Origin of the sequence: Marinomonas algae, assembly GCF_047525555.1 — a bacterium.
In the GTDB taxonomy this organism is placed as follows: Bacteria; Pseudomonadota; Gammaproteobacteria; order Pseudomonadales; family Marinomonadaceae; genus Marinomonas.
The window spans coordinates 80,233-103,541 of sequence record NZ_JBLIXK010000012.1; the positions used below are offsets into that span (position 1 = coordinate 80,233).

23 protein-coding genes and 1 tRNA gene are annotated in these 23,309 nt (G+C 41.0%); 15 read left to right on the forward strand and 9 right to left on the reverse strand.

Translation table 11 applies throughout. The annotated features are described in order from the left end of the window. Positions 1-126 precede the first annotated feature (126 nt). The 3 genes from ACMUMQ_RS14105 to ACMUMQ_RS14115 all read left to right on the forward strand — a co-directional run bounded on the left by ACMUMQ_RS14105 (position 127) and on the right by ACMUMQ_RS14115 (position 2,618). The gene (locus ACMUMQ_RS14105) at positions 127-1,134 is read left to right on the forward strand and encodes a tryptophan--tRNA ligase (protein WP_414682605.1); all 1,008 of its coding nucleotides are present in this window, start codon (positions 127-129) and stop codon (positions 1,132-1,134) included. Positions 1,135-1,155: 21 nt separating this feature from the next. Next, a complete protein-coding gene (locus ACMUMQ_RS14110; protein WP_317004764.1) occupies positions 1,156-2,001 on the forward strand; it encodes a Tim44 domain-containing protein in 846 nt (281 codons plus the stop codon). 107 nt (positions 2,002-2,108) lie between these two features. Then, on the forward strand, positions 2,109-2,618 hold the full coding sequence (locus tag ACMUMQ_RS14115) for a chemotaxis protein CheW (RefSeq protein ID WP_317004763.1): 510 nt from the start codon (positions 2,109-2,111) through the stop codon (positions 2,616-2,618). A 101-nt stretch (positions 2,619-2,719) separates the two neighbouring features. On the opposite strand, the gene ACMUMQ_RS14120 is transcribed toward ACMUMQ_RS14115, so the two are convergent. Beyond that, entirely contained in the window at positions 2,720-4,018 is a 1,299-nt protein-coding gene (locus tag ACMUMQ_RS14120) for an inosine/guanosine kinase (RefSeq protein WP_414682606.1), read from the reverse strand. A gap of 96 nt (positions 4,019-4,114) precedes the next feature. On the opposite strand from ACMUMQ_RS14120, the gene ACMUMQ_RS14125 reads away from it, so the two are divergent. Together ACMUMQ_RS14125 and trxB are read left to right on the forward strand one after the other, a co-directional pair. Further along, a complete protein-coding gene (locus ACMUMQ_RS14125; protein ID WP_414682607.1) occupies positions 4,115-4,867 on the forward strand; it encodes a HesA/MoeB/ThiF family protein in 753 nt (250 codons plus the stop codon). A 126-nt stretch (positions 4,868-4,993) separates the two neighbouring features. Beyond that, positions 4,994-5,947: a thioredoxin-disulfide reductase gene (gene trxB / locus ACMUMQ_RS14130; protein ID WP_414682608.1), complete on the forward strand. Its 954-nt coding sequence runs from the start codon at positions 4,994-4,996 to the stop codon at positions 5,945-5,947. 100 nt (positions 5,948-6,047) lie between these two features. Here trxB and ppa read toward each other — a convergent pair whose 3' ends face one another. Further along, positions 6,048-6,578 carry an inorganic diphosphatase gene (gene ppa / locus ACMUMQ_RS14135; RefSeq protein ID WP_317004760.1) on the reverse strand — a complete coding sequence of 177 codons (531 nt, stop codon included), beginning with the start codon at positions 6,576-6,578 and terminating at the stop codon, positions 6,048-6,050. A 209-nt stretch (positions 6,579-6,787) separates the two neighbouring features. On the opposite strand from ppa, the gene ihfB reads away from it, so the two are divergent. The 5 genes from ihfB to ACMUMQ_RS14160 all read left to right on the forward strand — a co-directional run bounded on the left by ihfB (position 6,788) and on the right by ACMUMQ_RS14160 (position 9,870). After that, the gene (ihfB, locus tag ACMUMQ_RS14140) at positions 6,788-7,093 is read left to right on the forward strand and encodes an integration host factor subunit beta (RefSeq protein ID WP_414682609.1); all 306 of its coding nucleotides are present in this window, start codon (positions 6,788-6,790) and stop codon (positions 7,091-7,093) included. 74 nt (positions 7,094-7,167) lie between these two features. Further along, the gene (locus tag ACMUMQ_RS14145) at positions 7,168-7,491 is read left to right on the forward strand and encodes a lipopolysaccharide assembly protein LapA domain-containing protein (protein ID WP_414682610.1); all 324 of its coding nucleotides are present in this window, start codon (positions 7,168-7,170) and stop codon (positions 7,489-7,491) included. Next, positions 7,488-8,675, forward strand: coding sequence for a lipopolysaccharide assembly protein LapB (gene lapB / locus ACMUMQ_RS14150; protein ID WP_414682611.1), 1,188 nt, complete (start codon positions 7,488-7,490; stop codon positions 8,673-8,675). The genes ACMUMQ_RS14145 and lapB overlap by 4 nt, the downstream gene beginning before the upstream one ends. Positions 8,676-8,718: 43 nt before the next feature. Then, positions 8,719-9,426, forward strand: a complete 708-nt coding sequence (pyrF, locus tag ACMUMQ_RS14155) for an orotidine-5'-phosphate decarboxylase (RefSeq protein ID WP_414682612.1) — start codon at positions 8,719-8,721, stop codon at positions 9,424-9,426. Between the two features lie 135 nt (positions 9,427-9,561). Then, positions 9,562-9,870 (forward strand): ComEA family DNA-binding protein, encoded by a 309-nt coding sequence (locus ACMUMQ_RS14160; protein ID WP_414682613.1) that lies wholly within the window; start codon positions 9,562-9,564, stop codon positions 9,868-9,870. Between the two features lie 36 nt (positions 9,871-9,906). On the opposite strand, the gene sulP is transcribed toward ACMUMQ_RS14160, so the two are convergent. Further along, positions 9,907-11,628, reverse strand: coding sequence for a SulP family inorganic anion transporter (gene sulP / locus ACMUMQ_RS14165; RefSeq protein ID WP_414682614.1), 1,722 nt, complete (start codon positions 11,626-11,628; stop codon positions 9,907-9,909). 200 nt (positions 11,629-11,828) lie between these two features. On the opposite strand from sulP, the gene uvrB reads away from it, so the two are divergent. The 4 genes from uvrB to pdxR all read left to right on the forward strand — a co-directional run bounded on the left by uvrB (position 11,829) and on the right by pdxR (position 15,916). Further along, positions 11,829-13,856: an excinuclease ABC subunit UvrB gene (gene uvrB, locus ACMUMQ_RS14170; protein ID WP_414682615.1), complete on the forward strand. Its 2,028-nt coding sequence runs from the start codon at positions 11,829-11,831 to the stop codon at positions 13,854-13,856. 19 nt (positions 13,857-13,875) lie between these two features. Beyond that, positions 13,876-14,064 (forward strand): hypothetical protein, encoded by a 189-nt coding sequence (locus tag ACMUMQ_RS14175; RefSeq protein WP_414682616.1) that lies wholly within the window; start codon positions 13,876-13,878, stop codon positions 14,062-14,064. Between the two features lie 83 nt (positions 14,065-14,147). Beyond that, a tRNA-Val gene (locus tag ACMUMQ_RS14180) sits at positions 14,148-14,224 on the forward strand. A gap of 219 nt (positions 14,225-14,443) precedes the next feature. Then, entirely contained in the window at positions 14,444-15,916 is a 1,473-nt protein-coding gene (pdxR, locus tag ACMUMQ_RS14185; protein ID WP_414682617.1) for a MocR-like pyridoxine biosynthesis transcription factor PdxR, read from the forward strand. A 99-nt stretch (positions 15,917-16,015) separates the two neighbouring features. Here pdxR and ACMUMQ_RS14190 read toward each other — a convergent pair whose 3' ends face one another. The 4 genes from ACMUMQ_RS14190 to ACMUMQ_RS14205 form a co-directional block, all read right to left on the reverse strand. Beyond that, entirely contained in the window at positions 16,016-17,359 is a 1,344-nt protein-coding gene (locus tag ACMUMQ_RS14190; RefSeq protein ID WP_414682618.1) for a TRAP transporter large permease, read from the reverse strand. Beyond that, on the reverse strand, positions 17,356-17,919 hold the full coding sequence (locus ACMUMQ_RS14195; protein WP_414682619.1) for a TRAP transporter small permease: 564 nt from the start codon (positions 17,917-17,919) through the stop codon (positions 17,356-17,358). The genes ACMUMQ_RS14190 and ACMUMQ_RS14195 overlap by 4 nt, the downstream gene beginning before the upstream one ends. Before the next feature lie 414 nt (positions 17,920-18,333). Further along, on the reverse strand, positions 18,334-19,512 hold the full coding sequence (gene serC / locus ACMUMQ_RS14200; RefSeq protein ID WP_414682620.1) for a 3-phosphoserine/phosphohydroxythreonine transaminase: 1,179 nt from the start codon (positions 19,510-19,512) through the stop codon (positions 18,334-18,336). Between the two features lie 59 nt (positions 19,513-19,571). Further along, positions 19,572-20,315, reverse strand: coding sequence for a sulfite exporter TauE/SafE family protein (locus ACMUMQ_RS14205; protein WP_414682621.1), 744 nt, complete (start codon positions 20,313-20,315; stop codon positions 19,572-19,574). 44 nt (positions 20,316-20,359) lie between these two features. Here ACMUMQ_RS14205 and ACMUMQ_RS14210 point away from each other — a divergent pair, with 44 nt between their 5' ends. Then, positions 20,360-20,539, forward strand: coding sequence for a hypothetical protein (locus tag ACMUMQ_RS14210; RefSeq protein WP_414682622.1), 180 nt, complete (start codon positions 20,360-20,362; stop codon positions 20,537-20,539). Here the strand turns inward: ACMUMQ_RS14210 and ACMUMQ_RS14215 are convergent. Together ACMUMQ_RS14215 and ACMUMQ_RS14220 are read right to left on the reverse strand one after the other, a co-directional pair. Further along, positions 20,529-21,605 carry a GGDEF domain-containing protein gene (locus tag ACMUMQ_RS14215; RefSeq protein ID WP_414682623.1) on the reverse strand — a complete coding sequence of 359 codons (1,077 nt, stop codon included), beginning with the start codon at positions 21,603-21,605 and terminating at the stop codon, positions 20,529-20,531. The two genes, ACMUMQ_RS14210 and ACMUMQ_RS14215, sit on opposite strands and share 11 nt — an antisense overlap. 282 nt (positions 21,606-21,887) lie before the next feature. After that, complete coding sequence (locus tag ACMUMQ_RS14220; RefSeq protein ID WP_414682624.1) at positions 21,888-23,189, reverse strand: NtaA/DmoA family FMN-dependent monooxygenase; 1,302 nt, start codon at positions 23,187-23,189, stop codon at positions 21,888-21,890. Between the last annotated feature and the right edge of the window lie 120 nt (positions 23,190-23,309).

Consider the following 23,309-nt stretch of genomic DNA (forward strand, 5'->3'; position numbering starts at 1 on the left):
AGTAAGTCTTTGAATCGTTAGAAAAACATTACATTAAATATTATTTAGAGTCGTTCTTGCTTTAATACTTTTGTGATAGGGTAAGCACCGATATTAATGTCGTCTTTTAAAGAGAGAAGAGCAGTAATGGCAAAAGAAATTGTTTTAACGGGTGTTACCACAACAGGAACGCCTCACTTAGGTAATTATGTAGGGGCAATTCGTCCTGCAATAGAAGCAAGTCGTCAAGAAAATACAGAGTCGTATTTCTTTCTTGCCGATTACCACGCTTTGATCAAATGCCAAGATCCAGAGCGCGTAAAACAATCTCGATTAGAAATTGCTGCAACATGGCTAGCTTGTGGATTAGATACAGACAAGGCGACTTTTTATCGTCAGTCTGATATTCCTGAAATAGCGGAATTAAATTGGTTGCTAACTTGTGTAACAGCCAAAGGTTTGATGAACAGAGCGCATGCTTATAAAGGCGCTGTGGACGAAAATTTAGCCAATGATCAAGACCCAGATTTTGGTATTACCATGGGCTTGTTCTGCTATCCAGTTCTAATGGCTGCGGATATTTTGGCGTTTAACGCTCATAAAGTGCCTGTGGGCCGAGATCAAATTCAACATATTGAAATGGCTCGAGATATTGCAGGTCGTTTTAATCACCTATTTGGTGAACATTTTGTATTGCCTGAAGCGGTTGTTGGTGAAGAAGGTTCGATTCTTAAAGGCTTAGACGGTCGTAAGATGAGTAAGAGCTACAACAATACGATTCCGTTATTTGATACAGAGAAGAAATTGCAGAAAGGCATTAATAAAATCAAAACCAACCTTTTGGAGCCTGGTGAAGCGAAAGATCCAGATGACTCTGTTGTTTTTGATGTTTATAAGTCCTTTGCTACACCTGAACAAATTGCAGAAATGCGTCAGAAGTTTGCTGATGGGATTGCATGGGGAGAGGCGAAAAAGGAACTTTTTGCTTTAGTAAACGGTCAACTTAGTGAGCCAAGAGAAAAATATTTAGAACTAATGGCAAACCCTTCTCATGTGGAAGACGTATTACAAGCAGGTGCAGAAAAAGCCAGAGCTCGTGCGCGAGCAATGATTGCAGATCTGCGTAATGCTGTAGGTTTAGTGAACTTCAAATAATAAAATTTAAAGGAGAGTTTTGTGAGAACAACCGTATTTGCCATGTTTATGGCGTTTGTTTTAGCGATAGGTGCCGGTGGTTACAGTGCCGATGTCCAAGCTAAAAAGTTCGGTGGTGGTAAAAGTTTTGGTAAAAGCTTTTCTATCTCAAAGTCTAAAACGTCATCTGCTGCCACAACTGGAGCTGCATCTACTACGAAAAAATCAGGTTTCTTAGGTGGTCTAGGCGGCGGTTTATTGGGTGGATTACTGGTTGGTGGTCTGTTTGCAAGCCTAATGGGTGGCGCTTTTGAAGGTATTTCTTTCGGTGACATCTTGTTGTTCGCTTTGATTGGCTTCCTCGTTTATAAGTTTTTCATCGCGCCAAAACGTCGTGCTGCTGAGCAGGCCGCTGGAAATGGTATGTTCCGTGAGATGCCGGGCCAAATGGGCGGTAACTCTCAGCCTTCTCCTATGGGTGGAATCAGTGGTTTTGGTGGTCAGCCAGAAATCCAATTGCCACCAGGCTTTAATGAGCAAAGCTTTGTTAAAGAAGCGAAAGACCATTACATCACCTTGCAAAAAGCATGGGATGACAATAATTTTGATGAGATTCTAGATTATGTTAGCCCAGAACTTTACAACTTGTTGGTAACAGAACGAGCTTCTTATGGCGACGATAAGCCGCGCACAGAAGTTGTTTCGTTAATGGTTGAGATTGTTCGTGGAGAAATTGTTGGCTCTACAGCATCTATTTCCCTGCAATTCTCTGGTTGGATCAAAGAAGGTGATGAAACATCTGATACGAATGAGATCTGGCACTTAGAGAAAAACATGGTAAATGCGAATAGTAACTGGACGATTGTTGGTATCCAGCAAGACAGTTAATTATTAGAGAATTAGTACTCGTAGACTCGTCATAGTGCGTTTTAAACTAGACAAAGCACGTGATGAGTTCTACATTATTCTAAACAAATTGAATACGGATGTGAGCCATGTCTGAATTAGCGCCTATTAAAGAAAATGGGAAAGCCTTAGCAGAATCGCAAAAAGGTGAGTTGTTACAGTATCTGACGTTTAAACTGATTGACGAGACCTATGGGATCAACGTCATGCAGATTAAAGAGGTGCTTCGCTATAGTGAAATTGCCCCTGTGCCAGGTGCGCCTTCTTATGTGCTAGGTATCGTTAATTTACGTGGTAATGTCGTTACTGTGGTTGATACGCGTGTTCGTTTCAGCTTACCAGAATGTACTATTACAGATGAAACTCGAATCATCATTATTGAACACGATGGCGAACAAATTGGTTTGCTTGTTGATGCTGTTCAAGAAGTATTTTATCTGTACCAAAATGAGATTGAGCAGAGCCCAAGTGTTGGTAATGACGAAGCTTTGAAATTCATTCAAGGTGTTTACCAAAAAGAAGAAGAGTTGGTTATTCTGCTTGAGCTTGATCGTATGTTTGAGCGTAATGAAGCACTTGGTATTGAAGCAATGTCTTAATACTTGTTTTAAGAACTCAGTATCTTCAACATAAAAAAACCATGCCGTGGCATGGTTTTTTTATGTTCTGAATAAAGTTGTACGACTTAGTGCGTAAGACGTTATTTTTCCCAATAGGCTTCTTCTAGGCTGTCTTCCCTTTCTGGTAAACCACGGGATAAGCGTGATGCGTTTTGTACCAGAATCTCGTAGCTAACTCGGTTTGAGTATTTACAAATCTGAGCAAAGGATGAATAAGTCAAAAAGGGTGCCGAGTGTTTGCTGGAATTCGGGATGGTTTCCTTATGAAAGTGATTTGCTGAAATGTCATGTAACAACGCAGACAAAGCACCATCTCCAGCGCCGTTTGTATTGCGTATTTTCTCAGGCCCGCCCATGTAAGGGTCAATGTGAGAAAAGACTTTAATTGGTTTCTTACAAGTATTTCGTAGCATAGGGCGACTAAACTCCCAGCGATTGAAATCCGCTAAGCTGCCGGATTTTATGGGATTGCTTGTTTCGCGTTTTTGTTCGTCATCTGTGTGACCGCATAAATACATGCCATCAGGTCCTGCTGTCAGGAGCACAATGTCAACATGATCTAGTATGGCATCAGCGGCTTGAAGTGGGTCTGAAAAGCCTGTGAGTGCTTCTGCTTCCAGCTCATTCATCGCTAATACGTTGACGTAGTTTTTGATAAGTTCAAGCAGTTCTTCTTTGTGCTCGTCCACTACATGCTTTGTGCCTAGGGTTAGCACGGTTGGCACATGATGATTATGAGCATATTTTAATGCTTGAATCATGGCTTGCTTGATTGGCTTACCTTGGTGTCGCAATGGATATGCACAAGTAACGAGCGCAGCACTGCCTGCAATAATGTTTTCTGGAATGTGGTCTTCGTCTAAGTCATCCATATCGCCTGGAGCGATTGCAAAGGTTCTCTCACCGTCTGGGGTAATTAAGGTGATGCCGCGACCGATATCGCCAGATACGCCCTGTAAATGGTTCATATCAACTTTGCTGCTGGTGTGACAAATATAGTGATAAGCTGGTGAGCCTAGAGTGATGTTGGCTGACATAACGCCCAATAAAACAGATTTATCATCAGCAAGCACTGAGTAGTTATGGATTGTGTTACCAATGGTGCCGCCAGCAAAATGGTCAGAAATACAGCCTTGGTTCGTCAGCTCTCGATAAATCGCAGAAGCGGTGTCCGCATCAACAAGGTTCGAAAGGCCTTTTTGAATATTAAAGTTTTCCAGAAATTGATCAGTAACATTAGCAACCACATCAACAATGGTTTCATCTAAACCAACAATATAAGTATCTTTGTCAGGTTTTACTTCGTGAGTAGGTAAAATGGGTTTTGGTTGAGATACTGGGAAATAATGTTTAAGTTTGCGTTTGCCGGGAAACTTCATTTAGATGCTCATGGTCGGTGGTCATAGGTAATCTGTTGAGTTTATCAAAGAATGGAACGATCGGGCAGAAATGACGAAAAATAAAGTAAGGTGTGCATGAACGAATTAGAACTAGATCGTTACAGTCGACAGTTATTGTTGTCCAATTTTGACGTAGAAGGGCAGTTAGCGCTTTCTGGGGCCAGCGTTTTAATCATCGGATTAGGTGGATTGGGTAATGTGGCGGCCACTTATTTAGCGACATCTGGCGTTGGAAGCTTAGTGTTGGCGGATGGCGATCAGTTAGAAAGTAGCAACTTGCCACGCCAAGTGCTTTATGATGAAAGTCAGATAGGGCTGAATAAAGTCGCCGCAGCAAAAGAGCAAATTCTAAAGAAAAACTCGGCGGCGAAAATACGTACGATAGATCAGAAGCTATCAGGAGAAGCCTTATCTAACGAAGTCATGAAGGCTGATGTTGTATTAGATTGCACCGATAATTTCACGACAAGGCAAGCGATTAATCGAGCTTGTTTGCAGCATAAAAAGCCTTTAGTAAGTGCCGCCGCCATTCGTTGGGAAGGGCAGTTGGTGAGCTTTTTGTATCACCAGCAATCCTCCCTTTGTTATGAATGTCTTTATCCTTCCTTATCAGATCAACAATTGAGTTGTAATGAAAGTGGTATAGTAGCGCCAGTCGTTGGTATGTTAGGCGTTTTTCAAGCTTTGGAAGCGTTGAAGGTAGTCAGCAAATGCGGCGAAGTGAAACATGGCGTATTAAAGTTATTTGATGGTTTTGAAGGGAGTTGGCGCGAGATGCGTCTTACAAGAAACCCAAAATGCTTGGCTTGTTCGGTTGAAAAGCGATAGAAAGCCCCTATGTTAGTAATTAATAATTTTTGCTAAGAATGTCATCAGATTTTCATTAGAATTCATACAAATTTTTAAGCGGTACATAATAGTTGATGCCGCACTCTCATTTTCAGGAGTAATAACATGAGCGATGTTAAACACGCTAAATTAATGATTTTAGGTTCTGGCCCGGCAGGTTATACAGCAGCGGTTTATGCGGCACGCGCCAACCTTAATCCGGTGATGATTACAGGTATGCAACAAGGTGGTCAGTTGACGACAACAACAGACGTTGATAACTGGCCTGGAGATGACCAAGGTGTACAAGGTCCTGAGTTGATGGATCGTATGCGTAAACACGCTGAACGTTTTGAGACAGAAATCGTTTTTGATCATATCAACAAAGTAGATTTAGAAAACAGACCCTTTCGCTTAGAAGGTGATGCGGGTGTTTATACTTGTGATTCTTTGATTATTTCAACAGGTGCAAGTGCTCAATACCTTGGTCTAGAAAGTGAAGCGAACTTTATGGGACAAGGCGTTTCTGCTTGTGCTACTTGTGATGGTTTCTTCTACCGTAACCAAGATGTTGCAGTTATTGGTGGTGGTAATACAGCGGTTGAAGAAGCGCTTTATTTGTCTAACATTGCTAAAACAGTGACAGTAATTCACCGTCGCGACAAATTCCGTTCAGAGAAGATCTTGTCGGATAAATTGTTAGAAAAAGCGAAAAACGGTAACGTGAAGATCGAATGGCACTCTGAGTTGGATGAAGTGCTTGGTGATGCATCTGGTGTGACAGGTATTCGTATTAAAAATAATGAAACAGGCGAGAAGAAAGAAATTTCACTTGCTGGTGTTTTTGTTGCCATTGGTCATAAGCCGAATACAGACATTTTCCAAGGTCAATTGGAAATGAAAGATGGTTACTTAAAAGTTCAGTCTGGTTCTGAAGGTAATGCGACTCAAACCAGTGTGAAAGGAGTTTTTGCTGCCGGTGATGTGAGCGATCATATTTATCGTCAAGCTATTACATCAGCTGGAACGGGTTGTATGGCTGCGTTAGACGCGGAGCGTTTCTTGGATTCTTTAGAGTAAGTTTTCGATGTAAGTCGAGAAACTGAAATGAGACATAAAAAAACCGATCATAAGATCGGTTTTTTTATGTCTTCAAATAACAAGAAAATGATCTGTTATTTTATTGAGCGTTGTAAGCTTCGATACCTTCAACGATCGCTTTACGTGCTTCGTCAGCACTTGCCCAACCGTCAACTTTTACCCACTTACCTTTTTCAAGTGTTTTGTAGTTCTCGAAGAAATGCTCGATTTGGTCACGTAGTAATTGAGGAATGTCGTTCACATCTTGAATGTGACCGTATTCTTTACTTAGCTTTTCATGAGGAACGGCAACCAATTTTGCATCCATACCAGCTTCGTCTGACATATTTAATACGCCAACAGGACGACAACGAATAACAGAACCTGCAACAACTGGATGAGGAGTGATAACCAATACGTCAACTGGGTCGCCGTCGTCAGCTAATGTGTTATTTACATAGCCGTAGTTAGCTGGGTAAAACATTGGTGCTGTCATAAAGCGGTCAACAATAAGCGCGTCCATGTCTTTATCAATTTCATATTTGACAGGGTTTGCTTGTGCTGGGATTTCGATGATTACGTTGATGTCATTTGGAGCATCTTTGCCCGCTGGAATTTTACTATAGCTCATTATTATTTCTTCCAATGTGGTAAATATGGGCGCTATTATAAAAGCTAGATTGCTTCTATGCTAGTTATGGAAGGCTTCCTTTTATGATATTCGCTATTCTTCGTTAAGAAAATACGTAAAAAATGCAGCTTAAACGTGTTAAGTTATTGCTTTCTTTCTGAATTTAGCTAGTCTTACAGTGTGATCAAAATATAGTCGCGAGGACAGTAATGACAAAATCTGAGCTGATAGAGCTGCTAATAGATCAGCAATCTCATTTGCCTGTAAAGGATGTAGAGCAATCTATTAAGGCGATGCTAGAGCATATGTCCGATTCTTTGGCGAATGGTGAACGCATCGAAATACGAGGTTTCGGTAGTTTTTCTCTTCATTATCGCGCTCCTAGAATAGGTAGAAACCCTAAAACTGGTGAGTCTGTAGAGTTGAACGCGAAATATGTTCCTCATTTCAAACCAGGGAAAGAATTAAGAGAATTGGTTAATTCATCTGATGATGAGATGAATGAACTTAACTAATTTACTTCTAATCTCTCGAAATTTTTGAGCTATCACGGCATAATGTAGCCATTATATTTTTGGTAGGTGGTTTTATGCTTAAATGGCTGAAAAGAGTTATCTACATTATTCTTGTTGTCTTCTTCCTCGTCGTAGGAATGTTTTTTGCCATCCGTAATCCGCAACTTATTAGTCTTGATCTTGTTTTTTGGAAAGCACCAGAGCTGAGCGTGGCTCTGTACGTTATTTTATCTTTCATGTTTGGCGCCTGCGTGGCCCTACTGGCCAGCTCGGTGAACTACTTACGCAGTGAACGAGAGATTAAGGTATTAACTCGAAGATATGAAAAAGCGCGTCAAGAAATTGATGCTCTGCATAAGGCCTCTATCACCAAAGAGCTGTCTGTTGAGAAGAGGTGATTGAGTTGACCGAAATTGGGTTGTTTTTGGTTCTCTTCATTGCCCTTTTCGTTGGTTGGTCAATGGGGCGTAAGAACTCTGCGAAAAAAACTAAGCAGGTCAGTCAAAGTATTCCTACCGACTACTTTCGTGGTCTGAATCATTTATTGAATGATCAGCATTCAGAAGCGATAGATGCTTTTGTCGATTCATTAGAAGTTAATTCAGATACCTTTGATATTCATCTCACCTTAGGGAATTTGTTCCGTAAAAAAGGTGAAATCCAAAAAGCCATTCATATTCATCAAAGCCTTCTTGCTCGTCCTGAAATCTCTCCGCGTGAAATGCGTATGGTGCAATTAGAATTGGCCAGCGATTTTATGTCCGCTGGTTTGTTGGACCGAGCAGGGCGTTTGCTTCTCAACATGGCTTCGACATCTCGAAAAAGCGAGTTCCACCCAAAGATTTTGACTTTGCTAGTAGATCTCTATGAGTTCGAGCAAAGTTGGGATAAAGCCATTCAAATAGGCACCGAATTAATCAAAGAAACGCCAATCAAAAAAGAAATTAAACGATTAGCGCACTTCCATTGTGAGCTAGCGCAAGAGCAGCAAAATAAAGAGCAATGGAAAACAGCTTTCCAGCATTACAAATGGGCGTTAGAAGTAGACTCTACTTGTGTTCGTGCCAGCATTGGCGCTGCTGATGTATTGAATAGTCAGCGTCGTTATCGTGATGCGATTAAAGAGCTAAAGCATGCGGCGGAACAAGATCCAGAGTTTATGTCATTGATTATCCCCAAGTTAAAAGAGTGTTATCAAAATATTTGGGGCGGCAGTGGCTATATAAAATTCCTGCAAGAACAAAATCAAAAACGACCAACAACAGCGCTTATTATGGCGCTGGTTCAGCATTATATGGAAACAGACAAAGATTACGCTGAAATGTTTTTGGTAGAACAGCTTAGAGCGCACCCAACAATTAAAGGGTTTAAAGAGCTGATCAATCTGCAATTAGCCGATTCACAAGGTTATAACCAACAACATTTGGTTGTTCTTTTTGAGTTGATCGATCAGCTTATTCAAGCAAAACATAAATACCAGTGCCGTCAATGTGGTTTCCCCGGGCACCAACTTCACTGGCAATGTCCAAGCTGTAAAAGCTGGGGAACGGTGAAACCTATCCACGGCCTAGAAGGCGAGTAATTTCTTGTACAGATTAATTAAAACATTAAAAAGAGGACACTGAATGAGCTGTCAATCACCTATAGTCGTAGCCTTAGATTTTCCAACTATGGCGCAATCTATTGAAATGGCAAAACGACTTGACCCTAATCAGTGCCGAGTGAAAGTAGGTAAAGAGTTATTTACTACAGCGGGACCTGTGATCTTAGATGAGCTTCATAAATTGGGCTTTGATATTTTCCTTGATTTAAAATTCCACGATATTCCAAACACAGTTGCGAATGCTGTTAGCGTTGCTGCTAAAGCGGGGGTTTGGATGGTCAATGTTCATGCTTCTGGTGGTCGTCGTATGATGGAAGCGTCTGCGAATGCATTGCAACAATTACCAGATCAGAACACGTTATTGATTGCCGTTACTGTCCTGACTAGCATGGATCAATCTGATCTTATGGAAATTGGTATTGATGGAACGCCAGAGCAACATGTGAAGCGTTTGGCCACTTTAGCTAAATCATCTGGTATGGACGGTGTAGTTTGTTCTGCTCAGGAGTCGAGCATGCTTTCTACTGATCTTGGTAAAGACTTTGTTTTAGTGACGCCGGGAATTCGCCCAACTGGCTCTGATCAAGGAGATCAGAAGCGTATTATGACGCCTGCTGAAGCAATGGCTGCTGGTAGTCATTATCTTGTTATGGGGCGTCCTATCACTCAAGCTGCAGACCCAATTGCAGTTTTGACACAAGCCAATTCTGACTTAGGTATCGTGCTGTAAATATTTTCATTGACTATTGATGTCTTAGAAAAAAGATTCTACTCTAAAACCACTTAGCGCTTTTTATGAAAAAGACTAAGTGGTTTTTTATTGGCAAGATGCCATCTTTCGAAAGACGAATCTGAAAAGGAATTTATGATGAATCTAACACGTATGCTCCGCGTAGGTATTTCCCGTTCCCTGCTTGTATTTTCTCTGGCCCTGACACCTTTTTCTCTTTTTGCTGCGACGCCTTTAGACATAAATACCGCTACAGCAGCACAGCTGGCGGCTGTTATGTCGGGTGTCGGCGAGAAAAAAGCAGAAGCCATTGTGGCTTATCGAGAAGCTAATGGCGACTTTAGTTCTATTGAAGAGTTGTCCAATGTGAAGGGAATTGGCAACGCTTTACTAGAACGTAATAAAGCGTTGTTGCAGATAGGAAATGAAAAGAGCTCAGAGTAATCTTTGCTTTTTATATGACCGATAAAACAAGCTAATTTAAGTATTAGCTTGTTTTTCTTCTAATTCTTTTATGGCTTGGTGCTGAGTAATAAAGACTTTGCCGCTGAGATTTTTGATTAAGTCTGAGCCTTCGAGCTTGTCTATAACTGGGCCTTTCACTTCTGATAAGTGAAGCTTCACTCCAGCGTCATTTAAGCGATCAGCAATTTTTTCTAAACTTTGTAGGGCACTGGCATCGATCATATTGATGGCTGTGCACATTAATACAAGGTGTTTGATTTCTTCATTTTGAGACACAAGTCCTTGCAGCCTTTCTTCAAGAGATCTTGCGTTGGCGAAAAATAAGTTTTCATCAATACGAACTGTGAGAATGCTTGGGTGAGTTTCTACAGAGAAGCGCTGAACATTTCTAAAATGCTCTGTCCCGGGAAGTCGTCCAACAATGGCAATATGTGGGTGGCTAGTGTGCCACAGGAAAAACAATAGGGACAAAATAACACCGACAATTAAGCCAGACTGCATTCCATCTATTAGTACAATGAAAAAGGTCACCAATAATAAAATTGCTTCCTTACGAGAAAAGCGCCACAAGTACCGCAAATCTTCTAAGTTCACCAATTGCATCATGGAAATAGAAATGATGGCCGCCAAAATAGCCTTAGGCAAATAGAAAAACAATGGCGTTAAGAACAGCAAAATTAGCAAAATGAAAACAGCAGAAAAAATGCCCGTCATTGGGTTTTTAGCCCCACAATCGGCATTGAGAACAGTACGTGAGAAGCCGCCAGTAACCGGAAAAGCACCCGATAAAGCAGAGCCGATATTAGCCAGTCCAAGCCCAACTAATTCTTGGTTTGGATTAATATCTTGACGACGTTTTGCGGCAAAAGATTGCGCAACAGAAACGGATCCGATAAAGCCCACAATAGTGATTAAAAATGCCCCTGGCAAAAGCTGCCATATCATCTCTAGGTCAATTAATTCTGGGTTAATGCTCGGTATTTCACTAGGAACAGCACCCACGATGCTCACACCATGTTGATCCAGAGACAGAACTGCGACGCTTACAGTGGCGATAGCAACGATAATGACAGGACCAGATTTGCCAAATAGCTGAACGGTCTTTGCGGAACATCCAATGTATTTTAAAAAGCGAGCGAAATTGCGTCTTACAAATAATAGCGCCGAAATAGAGACGACACTTAATATAAACGTTGGCATGTTTATATCTGTAATATGAGCAAATAAGCTGGTGGCCAAAGGGATGAGTGTGTCACCTTCTGATTGAATACCAAGTAAATACTTAATTTGCCCAATGACGATGAGAAGTGTGGATGCGCTAATAAAGCCTGAAATAACCGGATGGCTTAATAGGTTGGTTAAAAAACCTAATCGCAGCAGGCTTAAAACCAGTAAAAATACACCAGATAATAAAGCTAATAAAATAGCGACTGTGGCGTATTGTTCCGTGCCTGATACGGCAAAAGGCATTATGACAGATGCCGTCATAACGGATGTTAGTGCCACTGGGCCAACGGCTAATATTCGGCTTGTGCCAAATAGAGAATATAAGATAGAAGGCAAAATACTGGCGTATAAACCAGTAACAGCAGGTAATCCAGCCAGCATGGCATAAGCTAAACTTTGCGGTATCACCATAATCGTAAAAACGATACTTGAGACAGTATCTTGCTGGAAATCAGTTTTGCTGTAGGTTTTAAGCCAATCAAGGGCTGGAAGAAGCTTGTTTAGTTTCATTGTGTCTACGCTATGTTGAAGATGAGCGAGTCAACGCCGACCATATTTTATATTTGTTATAAACTTAGATCGTTATGGTATATAGAAGGGCGGATCAGGTAAAGTTGAATTTTTATTCTTTACGAATCTTGCTTAAAAGTCAGACGCACGTTGTAAGATTTGCTATTCTGTGAAGTCAATTTAAAGCTTAGGAAAAATCCGTGTCGCAAGAGTTTCAAGTTGTCTCACCATACTCTCCCGCAGGCGATCAGCCAAAAGCCATAGAAAAGTTGGTTCAAGGTGTTGAAGCCGGTTTAGCTCATCAAACCTTATTAGGTGTAACGGGCTCTGGTAAAACTTACACCGTCGCCAATGTGATTTCTCAGGTAAAACGCCCAACCATTGTTATGGCTCATAATAAGACCTTGGCGGCTCAGCTTTATGGAGAGTTCAAGGAATTCTTTCCACACAACGCGGTGGAATACTTTGTTTCCTATTACGATTATTATCAGCCTGAAGCTTATGTTGCCGCTTCGGATACTTTTATCGAAAAAGACGCGTCGGTAAATGAACATATAGAGCAAATGCGCTTGTCTGCTACGAAAGCTTTGCTTGAACGAGAAGACGTTATTATCGTCGCGACAGTTTCGGCAATTTATGGTTTGGGTGATCCTCAATCCTATTTGAAAATGATGCTTCACCTAGATCGTGGTGATCGCATTGATCAAAGAGACATATTGCGTCGCTTAGCTGAGTTGCAATATAGCCGAAATGATTTGGTACTAGAGCGCGGTAACTTTCGCGTACGAGGCGATGTGATTGAAGTTTTTCCTGCTGATTCTGAAGACATAGCGGTTCGCATCGAATTGTTTGACGATGAAATCGAAAACTTATCGATGATTGATCCGCTTACCAATAAGACAATTCGCAAAGTCCCTCGTTTGACTATATACCCGAAAACCCACTACGTGACACCAAGAGAAACAGTAGAGGGAGCTATAGAACGCATTAAAGTTGAGTTAGACGAGCGTTTAGAGCAGTTAAAATCGCTAAACAAATTGGTTGAATTACAACGTCTTGAGCAACGTACTCGCTACGATTTAGAGATGATGCAAGAGTTAGGGTATTGCTCTGGAATAGAGAACTACTCTCGTTATTTGTCTGGCCGAGAAGAAGGGGCACCACCGCCAACGCTATTTGATTATTTGCCCCCGAATGCACTGTTAGTCATCGATGAATCCCATGTGACCGTTTCGCAGATTGGTGCCATGTACAAGGGTGACCGATCGCGTAAAGAAAACCTTGTGGAATATGGCTTTCGCTTGCCTTCTGCGCTAGATAATCGACCAATGCGATTTGAAGAGTGGGAGCAAATTAAACCGCAAACTATTTTTGTATCAGCGACACCTGGAAAGTACGAAGAAGAGCATCAAGACTGGGTTGTAGAGCAAATTGTTAGACCGACAGGATTGATTGATCCTATTCTAGAAGTTCGATCTGTCGCAACGCAAGTCGATGATTTACTGTCTGAAATTAACCTTAGATTGCCAGTAGGTGAACGCGTTTTGGTCACTACTTTAACCAAGCGTATGGCAGAAGACTTAAGTGACTACCTGAACGAGCATGGAATCCGAGTTCGCTATTTACATTCAGATATCGACACGGTTGAACGGGTTGAAATCATCCGAGACCTTCGTTTGGGCGAGTTTGATGTGTTGGTGGGGATCAACTTGCTGCGGGAAGGTTTGGATATTCCAGAAGTGAGTCTTGTTGCTATTTTAGATGCGGATAAAGAAGGTTTCTTGCGCTCTGAAAAGTCTTTGATTCAGACAATCGGTCGTGCTGCTCGTAACGTAAATGGTAAAGCCATTCTTTATGCTGATCGCATAACAGGTTCCATGGAACGTGCGATAAGTGAAACAGATCGTCGTCGAGAAAAACAAATCGCCCATAACAAAGAACATGGTATTACACCTAAAGGTATCACTAAATCGGTTGAAGACATCATGGAAGGGGCTTACAACCCTGGAGCGGGTAAGCGTGGTAATAAAACTAAGAAAGTGGCTGAAACCGCGAAAGATTACCAAGTGGAAAGCATGGAAGACGTGGCTCAAGTTCGTAAAGCTATGGTTCAACTGCAGAAAGAAATGATGTTGGCATCGGAAGAGCTTAAGTTTGAGTTGGCAGCAGGTTATCGAGACCAAATACGTCAGCTTCAGAAAAAGCTAAAAGATGTAGGCGAATCATAAACGAGTTTAGGAAGTAGGCATGGCAATTACTTTAAGAAATTACAACATAGTCCGAGTCATCGACAACGGTGTTATTGTGAATTGCACTGTTATCGAAATGTGCTACGACCATGCGCTTGTGAAATTCAAAGGAAAAAAATACAAGGTGCCTTATGACCTGATTGACGAAGTAATAGGGCATGAATTACTCATCCCAACCAATGAGTAATCTATTTGAAACAAAGGTGTCAAAAAGTACTATCGAGGGCTTGTCAAAACTAACCCTCTGCGTATAATAGCCAACACTTTTTTAGGACTATAGCTCAGTTGGTTAGAGCGCATCCTTGACATGGATGAGGTCAGCAGTTCGAATCTGCTTAGTCCTACCACTCTTTTTATAAGATGCAAAAAAGCCGAACCCAGTGTTCGGCTTTTTTGTGTCTGATTCTCCTTTTCTTTTTTAAGTCAGACATGCATTCGGGAATGAAAATCAAAAGATTTTGCCTGCTTTTTTTGTTTAAATTTACTGGTTAACTTCGTTAAACAAGTCAGGAAATATGCCCTTAAGTATGCTAAAATGCATTTTATTTCGCTGAAGTTGAAGAAAATTGAACGAACATATTTTTCATATTGAATTCGATTCAGGTAGAACTCTACAGGAACAGATTCGAGAATATCTGGTGAATCTCATCCTTAGTGGAAAGCTTTCTTCTAATGATCCATTGCCATCATCTCGTAATCTGTCTCAGATGCTGGGCGTTTCAAGAAATACTATTATTTTAATCTATGAAAGTCTGGTCGACAGTGGCTATATTGAGTCACGATCTCGAAGGGGCTATTTCGTCTCAGATAACTTCTTAAAACCAGAGGTATTGGAATCTCAAAATTTAGAGGATTCTGTTTTCCTACCAGACTGGTCCAGTCGCTTTATTCGTCAATCAAGCAATAAAAGAAACATCGTTAAACCAAGCAATTGGCAGGACTTTGAGTATCCATTCATCTACGGACAGATTCAAAAAGACGTGTTTCCAATCGACCTTTGGAGAGATTCAGTCAGAAAAAGTATGAGTGGACATTGGAATAAATATTGGATCAACGACATGGTTGATTCTGATGATCCTATGTTGATTGACCAAATACGTACTCGAATCCTTCCTAGACGAGGTATATACGCGGAGCCTCAGGAAATTTTATTTACGCTGGGCACACAGAACTCTTTATATTTATTAGCGAATTTGCTCTGTAATAATAGATCGAATGTGACGATTGAAGACCCAGGTTTCAGAGATGCAGTAAATATTTTCTCATTGTTTGATAGCAATATACATTATCAGCCGGTGGACTCATCTGGCATTCTGGTTGACGATAATTTAAAGAAAAGTGATTACTTATACATTACGCCAAGTAGTCAGGTGCCAACGGGAGCTGAGCTGATTGAAGAGCGCAGACATGCTCTACTGAAGATGGCAGATGAAAATGACTTTATTATCATTGAAGATGATTACGATTCAGAAATCAGCACAAGAGAAAACCCTTTACCTTCCTTGAAAGCGCTAGATAAAAGCAACCGTGTAATCTATATCGGTAGTATGTCGAAGTCTATTTCTCCAGGTCTTAGAATGGGTTACATGGTGGCAGATGAGCAACTTATCAAAGAAGTGCGCTCATTAAGAAAACTAATGTATCGTCATCCGCCAATGAATAATCAGCGCTATTTAGCTTTGTTTTTATCTTTGGGGCATTACGATGCTTATTTGAAAAAATTACGTGTCATTTATTCTAAAAAAGAAAGCGTGATGATTGAGTCAATTGATAAGTACCTGCCAGAGTCTTTTGCAGGTGATCATTCAAGAAAAGGTGTGACGTCTTTCTGGTTGACTGCAAATGAGAATGTTTGTACAGAAGAGTTGTCTCAAGAAGCCGCCAAAAATAGCATATTGATCGAACCAGGAGCGGTGCATTTTTCCACTCCAAATCCGCCTTCGCATTTATTTCGTCTAGGTTTTTCTGCTATTGATATGAACAAGATTGAGCCGGGCATTAAGGCGCTAAGCAAGGTTATTGATCAGTTTGGTAAGTGATTGGAAGGTGTAAGTTTTTCTGAAATACTCAAATAGAGACGCAAATAACAAAAAGCCAACGCTATCTTCAAGCAGATAGCGTTGGCTTTTTTAATGGGATTAATAGCCTAGTAGTCTAGGTAAAGTAAGTGATATCGCTGGAATGTAAGCCACTAATATAACGGCAATAGTGGACATAAGGGCGAATGGTAAGGCTTTTGCTGTTACCTCTTCTAATGGCGTTTTGGATATACCAGATGCGACAAATAGATTCTCACCCAATGGTGGCGTAGAGAAGCCAATTGATAAGCTACAGACCATAACAATACCGAAGTGTACTGGGTCAATACCAAGGGTGTAAGTGACTGGTAATAACACAGGTGTCAATATCATGATGGCCGCTAGAGTTTCCATAAACATACCAACAAACAGCAAGAATCCAATGAGTAGCAACCAAATAAGATAGAGATTATCTGTCACGCTCAGCATTGAATCTGCAATGATAGCGGGAATTTGATTCTCTACTAAGATTCGACCAAAGGCTGTTGCTGTAAACAGAATTAGCAGGACGCGGCCAGAAATCCATGTTGTGGTTTCTAAGCAGTGTGCTAGGTCTTTCCATTTAAGTTCTTTGTGTACGAAAATTCCGATGAAAAGCGTATAGAAAATCGCAACAATCGCAGACTCTGTTGGTGTGAACAATCCTGAATAAATACCACCAAGAATGACGAGAGGAGCGAGTATTGACCATACTCCTGAGCGAATAGCTTTGCGTATTTGATCAACAGACCAACCTTCTCCTGTTCCTTTATAACCATAACGACGACATTGGATGTAGTTTAAAGTCATTAAACTCACAGCCATAACAACGCCGGGTAAAAAGCCAGCAATGAAGAGTTTCGGAATAGAGATACTTTGGAATTCACCATGCTTTGCAATCGCGTCTAATGGAACTGTCATGCCTAGCGCTGAAATGCCAAAAATAACCATAGGAATAGAAGGGGGAATAACAATACCTAAGCCGCCGGAAGAGGCTGTAACAGCAGAGGCGTAGCCTTTGTCGTAACCTCTTTTCACCATAGCTGGAATCATCAACATGCCAACAGCGGCGGTTGTCGCTGGACCTGAGCCAGAAATAGCACCAAAAAACATACAAGCCAAAATCGCAGCGGCTGACATACCACCAGTGACGGGACCTGCAAAGCTTTCTGCAAGATTTACTAAGCGTTTTGATATGCCTGATGCTTCCATAAGAGCGCCCGCTAAAATAAAGGCAGGCAGGGCCATCAAAGGGAATGAGCCAACAGAGTTAAAGGCAATTTGTACTAGCTTAATTGGGTTCTCGTCTAAGTATAAAAAGGAGACGAGTGCGGCAACACCAAGTGAAGCCATAACAGGGGCGCCTAACACGAGTAATAATAGAAAGGAGCCAAATAGGGTTAAAACAATGGAGGATTCACTCATAGTCCCTTCTCCTTGTTTGCTTCTTGTCCAGTTTCTTCAGTTTCCTGCATAAGTTCGTTCACTTCTTTGGCTTCAGGGTCAACAGTGTCTATGCCTTTCACAAACTTCAAATAATTTACTTGAAGGATGCGTATTGTCATTAAGGTAAAGGCAATAGGGAGAATGAGATAGATGTACTTCATTGGAATGCCAAGAGTTTGTGACTTCCAAAATAAATTCATACGGTTAAACACGAAGTCATAACTGATGATGATGAAGTAGCAGTTAAACCCAATCCAAGCCAAGTCCGACAGTAGCTCACAAGTCACCTTTAGTTTGTGAGGGAGCCATTTGTATTGGAATGTAACGCGGTTGTGTGCTGCTAATTTGGCGGCATAGCTAGAGCCAAGAAAAACGAACCAAACGAACATGTAAACAGACAATTCTTCACTCCAAGTAATGGAGTAGCCAAATACCTCGCGGGAGATGATTTGAGCAAAAAGAAGCGTTACAAATGCGGACAACAAGGCTCTACAAAGGTAGCTTTCCAGGTTATTAACGATCTTTGATAGTAATTTCATGGGGCTTATCTTGTTTCCTTTAATAGAGAACAATATTTTTAATATAAATGTGAGAAAAGACAAAAAATGTCTTATTTTATATAAGCATTTAATATGCCATTTTATTTGTTTTCTTATGATTTTTGTTTTTATTTTTGATCTGTTTGTTTTTAAAAGGTTTTAGTTTTTTTTAATTAAATTTTTCTGGTTTTACTTGAGATTTTTGTCGGTCTGTTTTGGTGCTTTTTGTGTTTTTGTGCACTCTTGTTGTGCGATGTGTGTTTTTAAGTATTTGTTTTTACTGTATTTTTGTTTCTTACTTATTGTCTTGTTTTGGTGCGTTGTTTTTGTGTTGAAATAGAAATACCCCGAAATATATTTATTATATTTCAGGGCGTTTCTATTTTTTGGTTTGTTTTTTTTGTTGTGTTTTATTTAGTTTTCTTTTTGGAATTTAATCATAAATTCAGAAAGTTTTTCTGTGTCTTTTATGGTTATTCCATTATATAGGCTGGCTCTTAAATAATCCCCAACGCCAAATGGTGTTAATGTTCTTAAGCCGACAATTCCTAAATCCCAACTTTCTATTAGAAATTTTTCAGTTAATTTCTGATCGCCGCCTTTTATGTTAAATGGGACGTTCATTCGGCTTCTTAATGATTTGTTTTTGACTGGAGTGTTGTAGAAATTGTTTGATTGATCTATGGCGTCATAGAGTAGCTGAGCTTTTTTGATTGAGCGTTGCTCGTTTTCATGAACACCGCCTTCTTTTTCTAGCCAATCCATTAGTATGCCAACGACTTCAATATTAAACGTTGCTGGTGTGTTCCATAGATTTCCAGCTTTGGCGTTGGTTGTGTAGTTGAATACGCCAGGGCAAAGATCGGAAGCTTTGTCATCACCCAATAGGTCTTTGCGAATAATTGTGATGGTTAGTCCTGGGTGACCAATGTTTTTAGATGCACACGCAAATAAAATACCTACACCTGCTTCTACCCAATCAATTGGTTTCGTTGAAAAATCTGAACTTGCATCAACGATTAAAGGTATGTGCTTTCGTGACTCAGGGAGTGTTGGTAAGCGGTGTAGTTCAATGCCATTAACCGTTTCGTTTGAACATAAATAGACGTATTTACTATCAGGATGAATATTGTCTTCGGTAAACTCTGGGAAGTGAGTGTAGAGACCACTTTCAGGGTCTTTTCCATCAATAACTTGGACAGAACAAAATTTATCGCCCTCGTTTTTGGCTCTTTCTGACCAAGTGCCGTTCACGACGTAGCTTGCTTTGTCTGTTAAGTTGCGGCACAGGTTTAATGGAAGTGCCGCGAATTGACCGTGTCCGCCACCGTGAGTGAATAGGATTTCATATTCATCAGGAATTTCCATAACACGTCGAGTGGTGTTGATGGCTTGATCAAGAATAGCTTGAAATTCAGGCGTACGATGTGACAGAGCTAAAGAGGTTAAGCCAGGCTTTTGGAAAATTTCTGCAATTTTTTTCTCTACTGCTTTAGGTAAAGATGTTGGACCAGGGCTAAAGTTGATCACTTCTTCAGAAGGTGCAGTTGAGCTTAGTGAACCAATAAGAGCTGGATGAGAAGTGTCTTTCATTCGTATTTATCCTTTCAAACAAAAATATTAAATGGCAGAAATAGTCCGTAACAATAACTCTAAATCGAAAGTTCTCCGGCAGATGCGCTGATCCCCAATAAAGCAACCATGACTAAAATAGGAATAGCGAAATGTTTTAGTGATTTAGGTGGGTGCTTATTGAATAACCATTGACCGACACGTACCGCAATGAGTGTGGGGATAAGCAGTATGCCGGTAAGCAGAAGCTCTTCTTTTCCAACTAATCCACTGAAAAACAGAGCCGCCAATGCGAGAGATTCACTGACAACGAAAAACATGATCATGGTAGCTCGTTGTGTGGCTGCACTTAGAGTGCTAGAAAGCATGTAACACACGATAATTGGCCCGCCAACCGAGGCAGCGGCTGTGCTTGCGCCAGCACCAATACCAAAGCCAAGTCTTACTGGTGTTTTGTCTGTGTTGCTAACTCGGAAGTCCATAATCAGCAAAGCGGAAAAGAGTAGAATCGCGATGCAAATCGCAAGCTTTAACGTAATGCTAGGTACGAAAAGCAGTAGACCTAATCCAAATGGAATGCCAATGATTGAACCAAGAGTAAGGAGCTTAAAAGTGGGCTTGTCGCCTTGTTTAATAGCTTGGCGAATAAGAGGAGCACAGCAGAGAATATCTAGCCCAAGAACAACTGGTATGCTTTGCTGAGGCGTCAGAAATATGTTCATGCCCACTACCGCGACAGCAGCAAACCCAAAGCCTGTAAAGCCTCGTATGATGCCTGCGATAATGACGATACAGGCTAAGATGGAAATAGTTTCTAACGACACCTAAACCTCTTACTTAAACAAAGATATGTGATATTGGATTTAGTATGCCTTTTGTCTGGACTGATGCTTTAGAGCCAAAAGGTGATATTTATGGTACCAATGTTGTTATCGAAGTTAGGGGCGGTTTGGGGCTATTCTTAGGGCTAAAAAGAGAAGAGAGTAAGGCTAAAAAGAGAAGGGAGAAAAGAAGAGCAACCAGTATTAAGCTCAAAATTAGAGCCTAATACAATTGCGTCCGGCTCTTTTTGCTTCATACATTAAGTCATCTGCGCGTTTGAGCAAGGCTTGGTACTCTTCTTTATCTTGTCTTTGAGCTATGCCTGCGCTGAAGGTGGTCAGTCCGTTTTCAAGTTTGACCGAAGCAAAGTTGTTTGCCAGTTGTTGGAGGTATTCTTGGCTTTTCATTAGGTCTGTTGGCAGTAGCAGAACAAATTCTTCCCCACCTAATCTAATCGCGTGCCCTGCGTATAAATTAGCAATTCTTCGTAAAGCGTTGGCGAATTCACACAGCACCACATCACCGTAGTTATGTCCCCATTGGTCGTTTATCGATTTAAAGTGGTCTAAATCGATAAGGGCAAGGCTAAAGGTTTTCCCTTGAGCGTCCCATTGATCTAAATAAGTTTCTAAAACGCGGCGATTGTTGAGTCCTGTTAATGGGTCTTGTTCGGATAATGTTTGCAGCTGAATAGATAGGGCGTTTGCTTTGTCTCGTTCGAGTTTGTAGCGCTTGGAATGGTTTTCCATCATGAGCATTAAGAAAAAGCCTGTGACAATGAAGCTGATGGTTAAGTCTAATTGGAGCAATTCTGTTGTTGGGTGTTTGAAAATCAAATCAGGGTAGTTATTTTCAATGAGAATTAGAGGGACCGGCATAAAAATAGCCAAGGCTTGTCCTAGTCTTCGGTAAAACCCCAAATCACGAAAAGCGACGGAAATATAGATAAGTACGCCTAAATTCATGAAATACGTCGGCCCGTCATAACCGCCGTTACCTATCCAATTGAATGGCAAAGAGACTAAGGTCACCAAAAACATGAAAACAATGGCCATGCTTTTAAAATAATCGTGCCAGCGGGATAAGTACCAAAGACCGAGAATAATAGGGCATAAGCCAAGTTGTAATAGAATGTTTGGCATGCTGGCCAAATTAAAAAGGTAGTTGGCAGCAGCGCAGTAAAAATAAACAATTGAGCCAATCAATAGAACAGCATGATGGGTGTATTCGAAGGGCTTATCTCGACTTCCTAACAACCAAGTCAAGGTTCGTCTAATTACGCCATCGTTCACTGAAAGCTCCTTTTATGTGAAGTTTGGGTGAGAGTCTTTAATGATTGCTTTATAAGCTGTTTTTATTGCAGTAGAGCAATTGGTTTGGGTTGCTTAGATGATATGAAATTTTACCTTCGTTGACCTCTAAGTCAACGTTCGCTCGATAAAAAGCCAAGAATATACTTGGCTCGCTTGCGTTTTTATTTTGCTAAGGTGTTAAGGAAGGTGCGAATATATTGGACTGCGAAACTTGCCTCGAATAATAAAGGTTTATCCACACGCTGAAGCCAGTGGACTTGTTCATACCTTCCTCAAGCGTTCTTTGAGGTTTACTTCTTTGTATTCGTCTCTGAACCAGCCGCTTTTAACCAGCATGGGAATCACTTCTTCGAAAAACAATCGCATGGAGTTTTTATCTCCACCAGGAATGGCAATAAATCCGTCTAATGCATTGGCGTTTGCTCTTTCTACAATAGAGTGAAACGCATCCTCTGGCGTGCCAATTACTAGCCAATGAGAAGAACCAATCACTTCAGGTCGCTCAAGCAATTCTGCCAGTGTGGGAGATTCTCTATGAATGTAGGTTAACAAAAGTTGGCTGTGTGTTTTGCTACGAACATTCTCATGTATTTTTGTTATGTTGGTTTTTATTGGTTCATGAAGAGGCCAGTTTGAAAGGTCGAGTCCTATGGCGTCTTTTATGTATTCTATTCTCTTTTGTTTGCTAGGTTGACGATGAGTCGATTTATACAGTTGCAGAGCTTCTTCTTGAGTTGATGCTAAAAACAAACTTAAACCTGGAAAGACTTTTATGCTGTTTTCGTCTCGGTGTTGTGCCTTGGCTTTGGCTCTAAGGTCTTGTCTAAGCTCGATTCCAGACTCTATATCTGGTGTTGCCGCGAAAACGGCATCCGCGATGTTGGCTGCAAAATGTCGTCCAGATTCAGAAGCGCCTGCTTGAAACAACGCAATGTCTTTAAATGGTGACTCAGGTAAATTTAAAGGGCCTTTAACGCTAAGGTGTTTGCCTTCGTGATGAACCGATTGCACAAGCGTTTTATCGGCAAAAATGCCTGTGGTTTTGTCTTGTTTTAATGCAGCATTAGGAAAGCTCTTCCAAAGCTTCATGACCACTTCTAAAAACTCGGAAGATTTTTCATAACGTTCGTCAGAGCTGAGTCTTTCTGTTTGGCCGTAGTTCTCGTGTCCATCAATGGCGGTGACAATATTCCAACCCGCTCGGCCTTGGCTTATCCATTGTAATGTCTGCAATTGTTTTGCCACGTAATAGGGAGGCAGTAACGTGGTAGACGCAGTGGAAATTATACCAATGGATTTTGTGTGCTCCGCAATAGCGGCAAGCAGTAACATAGGATCAAGATTACAAAAGCCGGGTTCAGTATCAAAGAGCTCTTCGTTCAGAAACTGAGTGTCGGGGCGGAAGACAAAATCCAGTTTATAGGCTTCTGCCAGCTTGGCCATTTCAATATAGGGCGCTGTGTTGAAGGCGGATTCCACGTCGCTGTCTGGTCGTTGCCAGCCTTTACCGCTTAACCAGCCCATTGCTAGAGCCAATCCAATGTGCAATTTTTTGGGTTCCATTTTGTCCGTATCGTAAATTGTATTCGTTAATGAGAAAGGTTATTGTTTGCGTTAAATTGTATTCGATAATGTTTCAGCTTCGGTGTTGAAAACAAGCCAACCTATATTGAAAACACGACA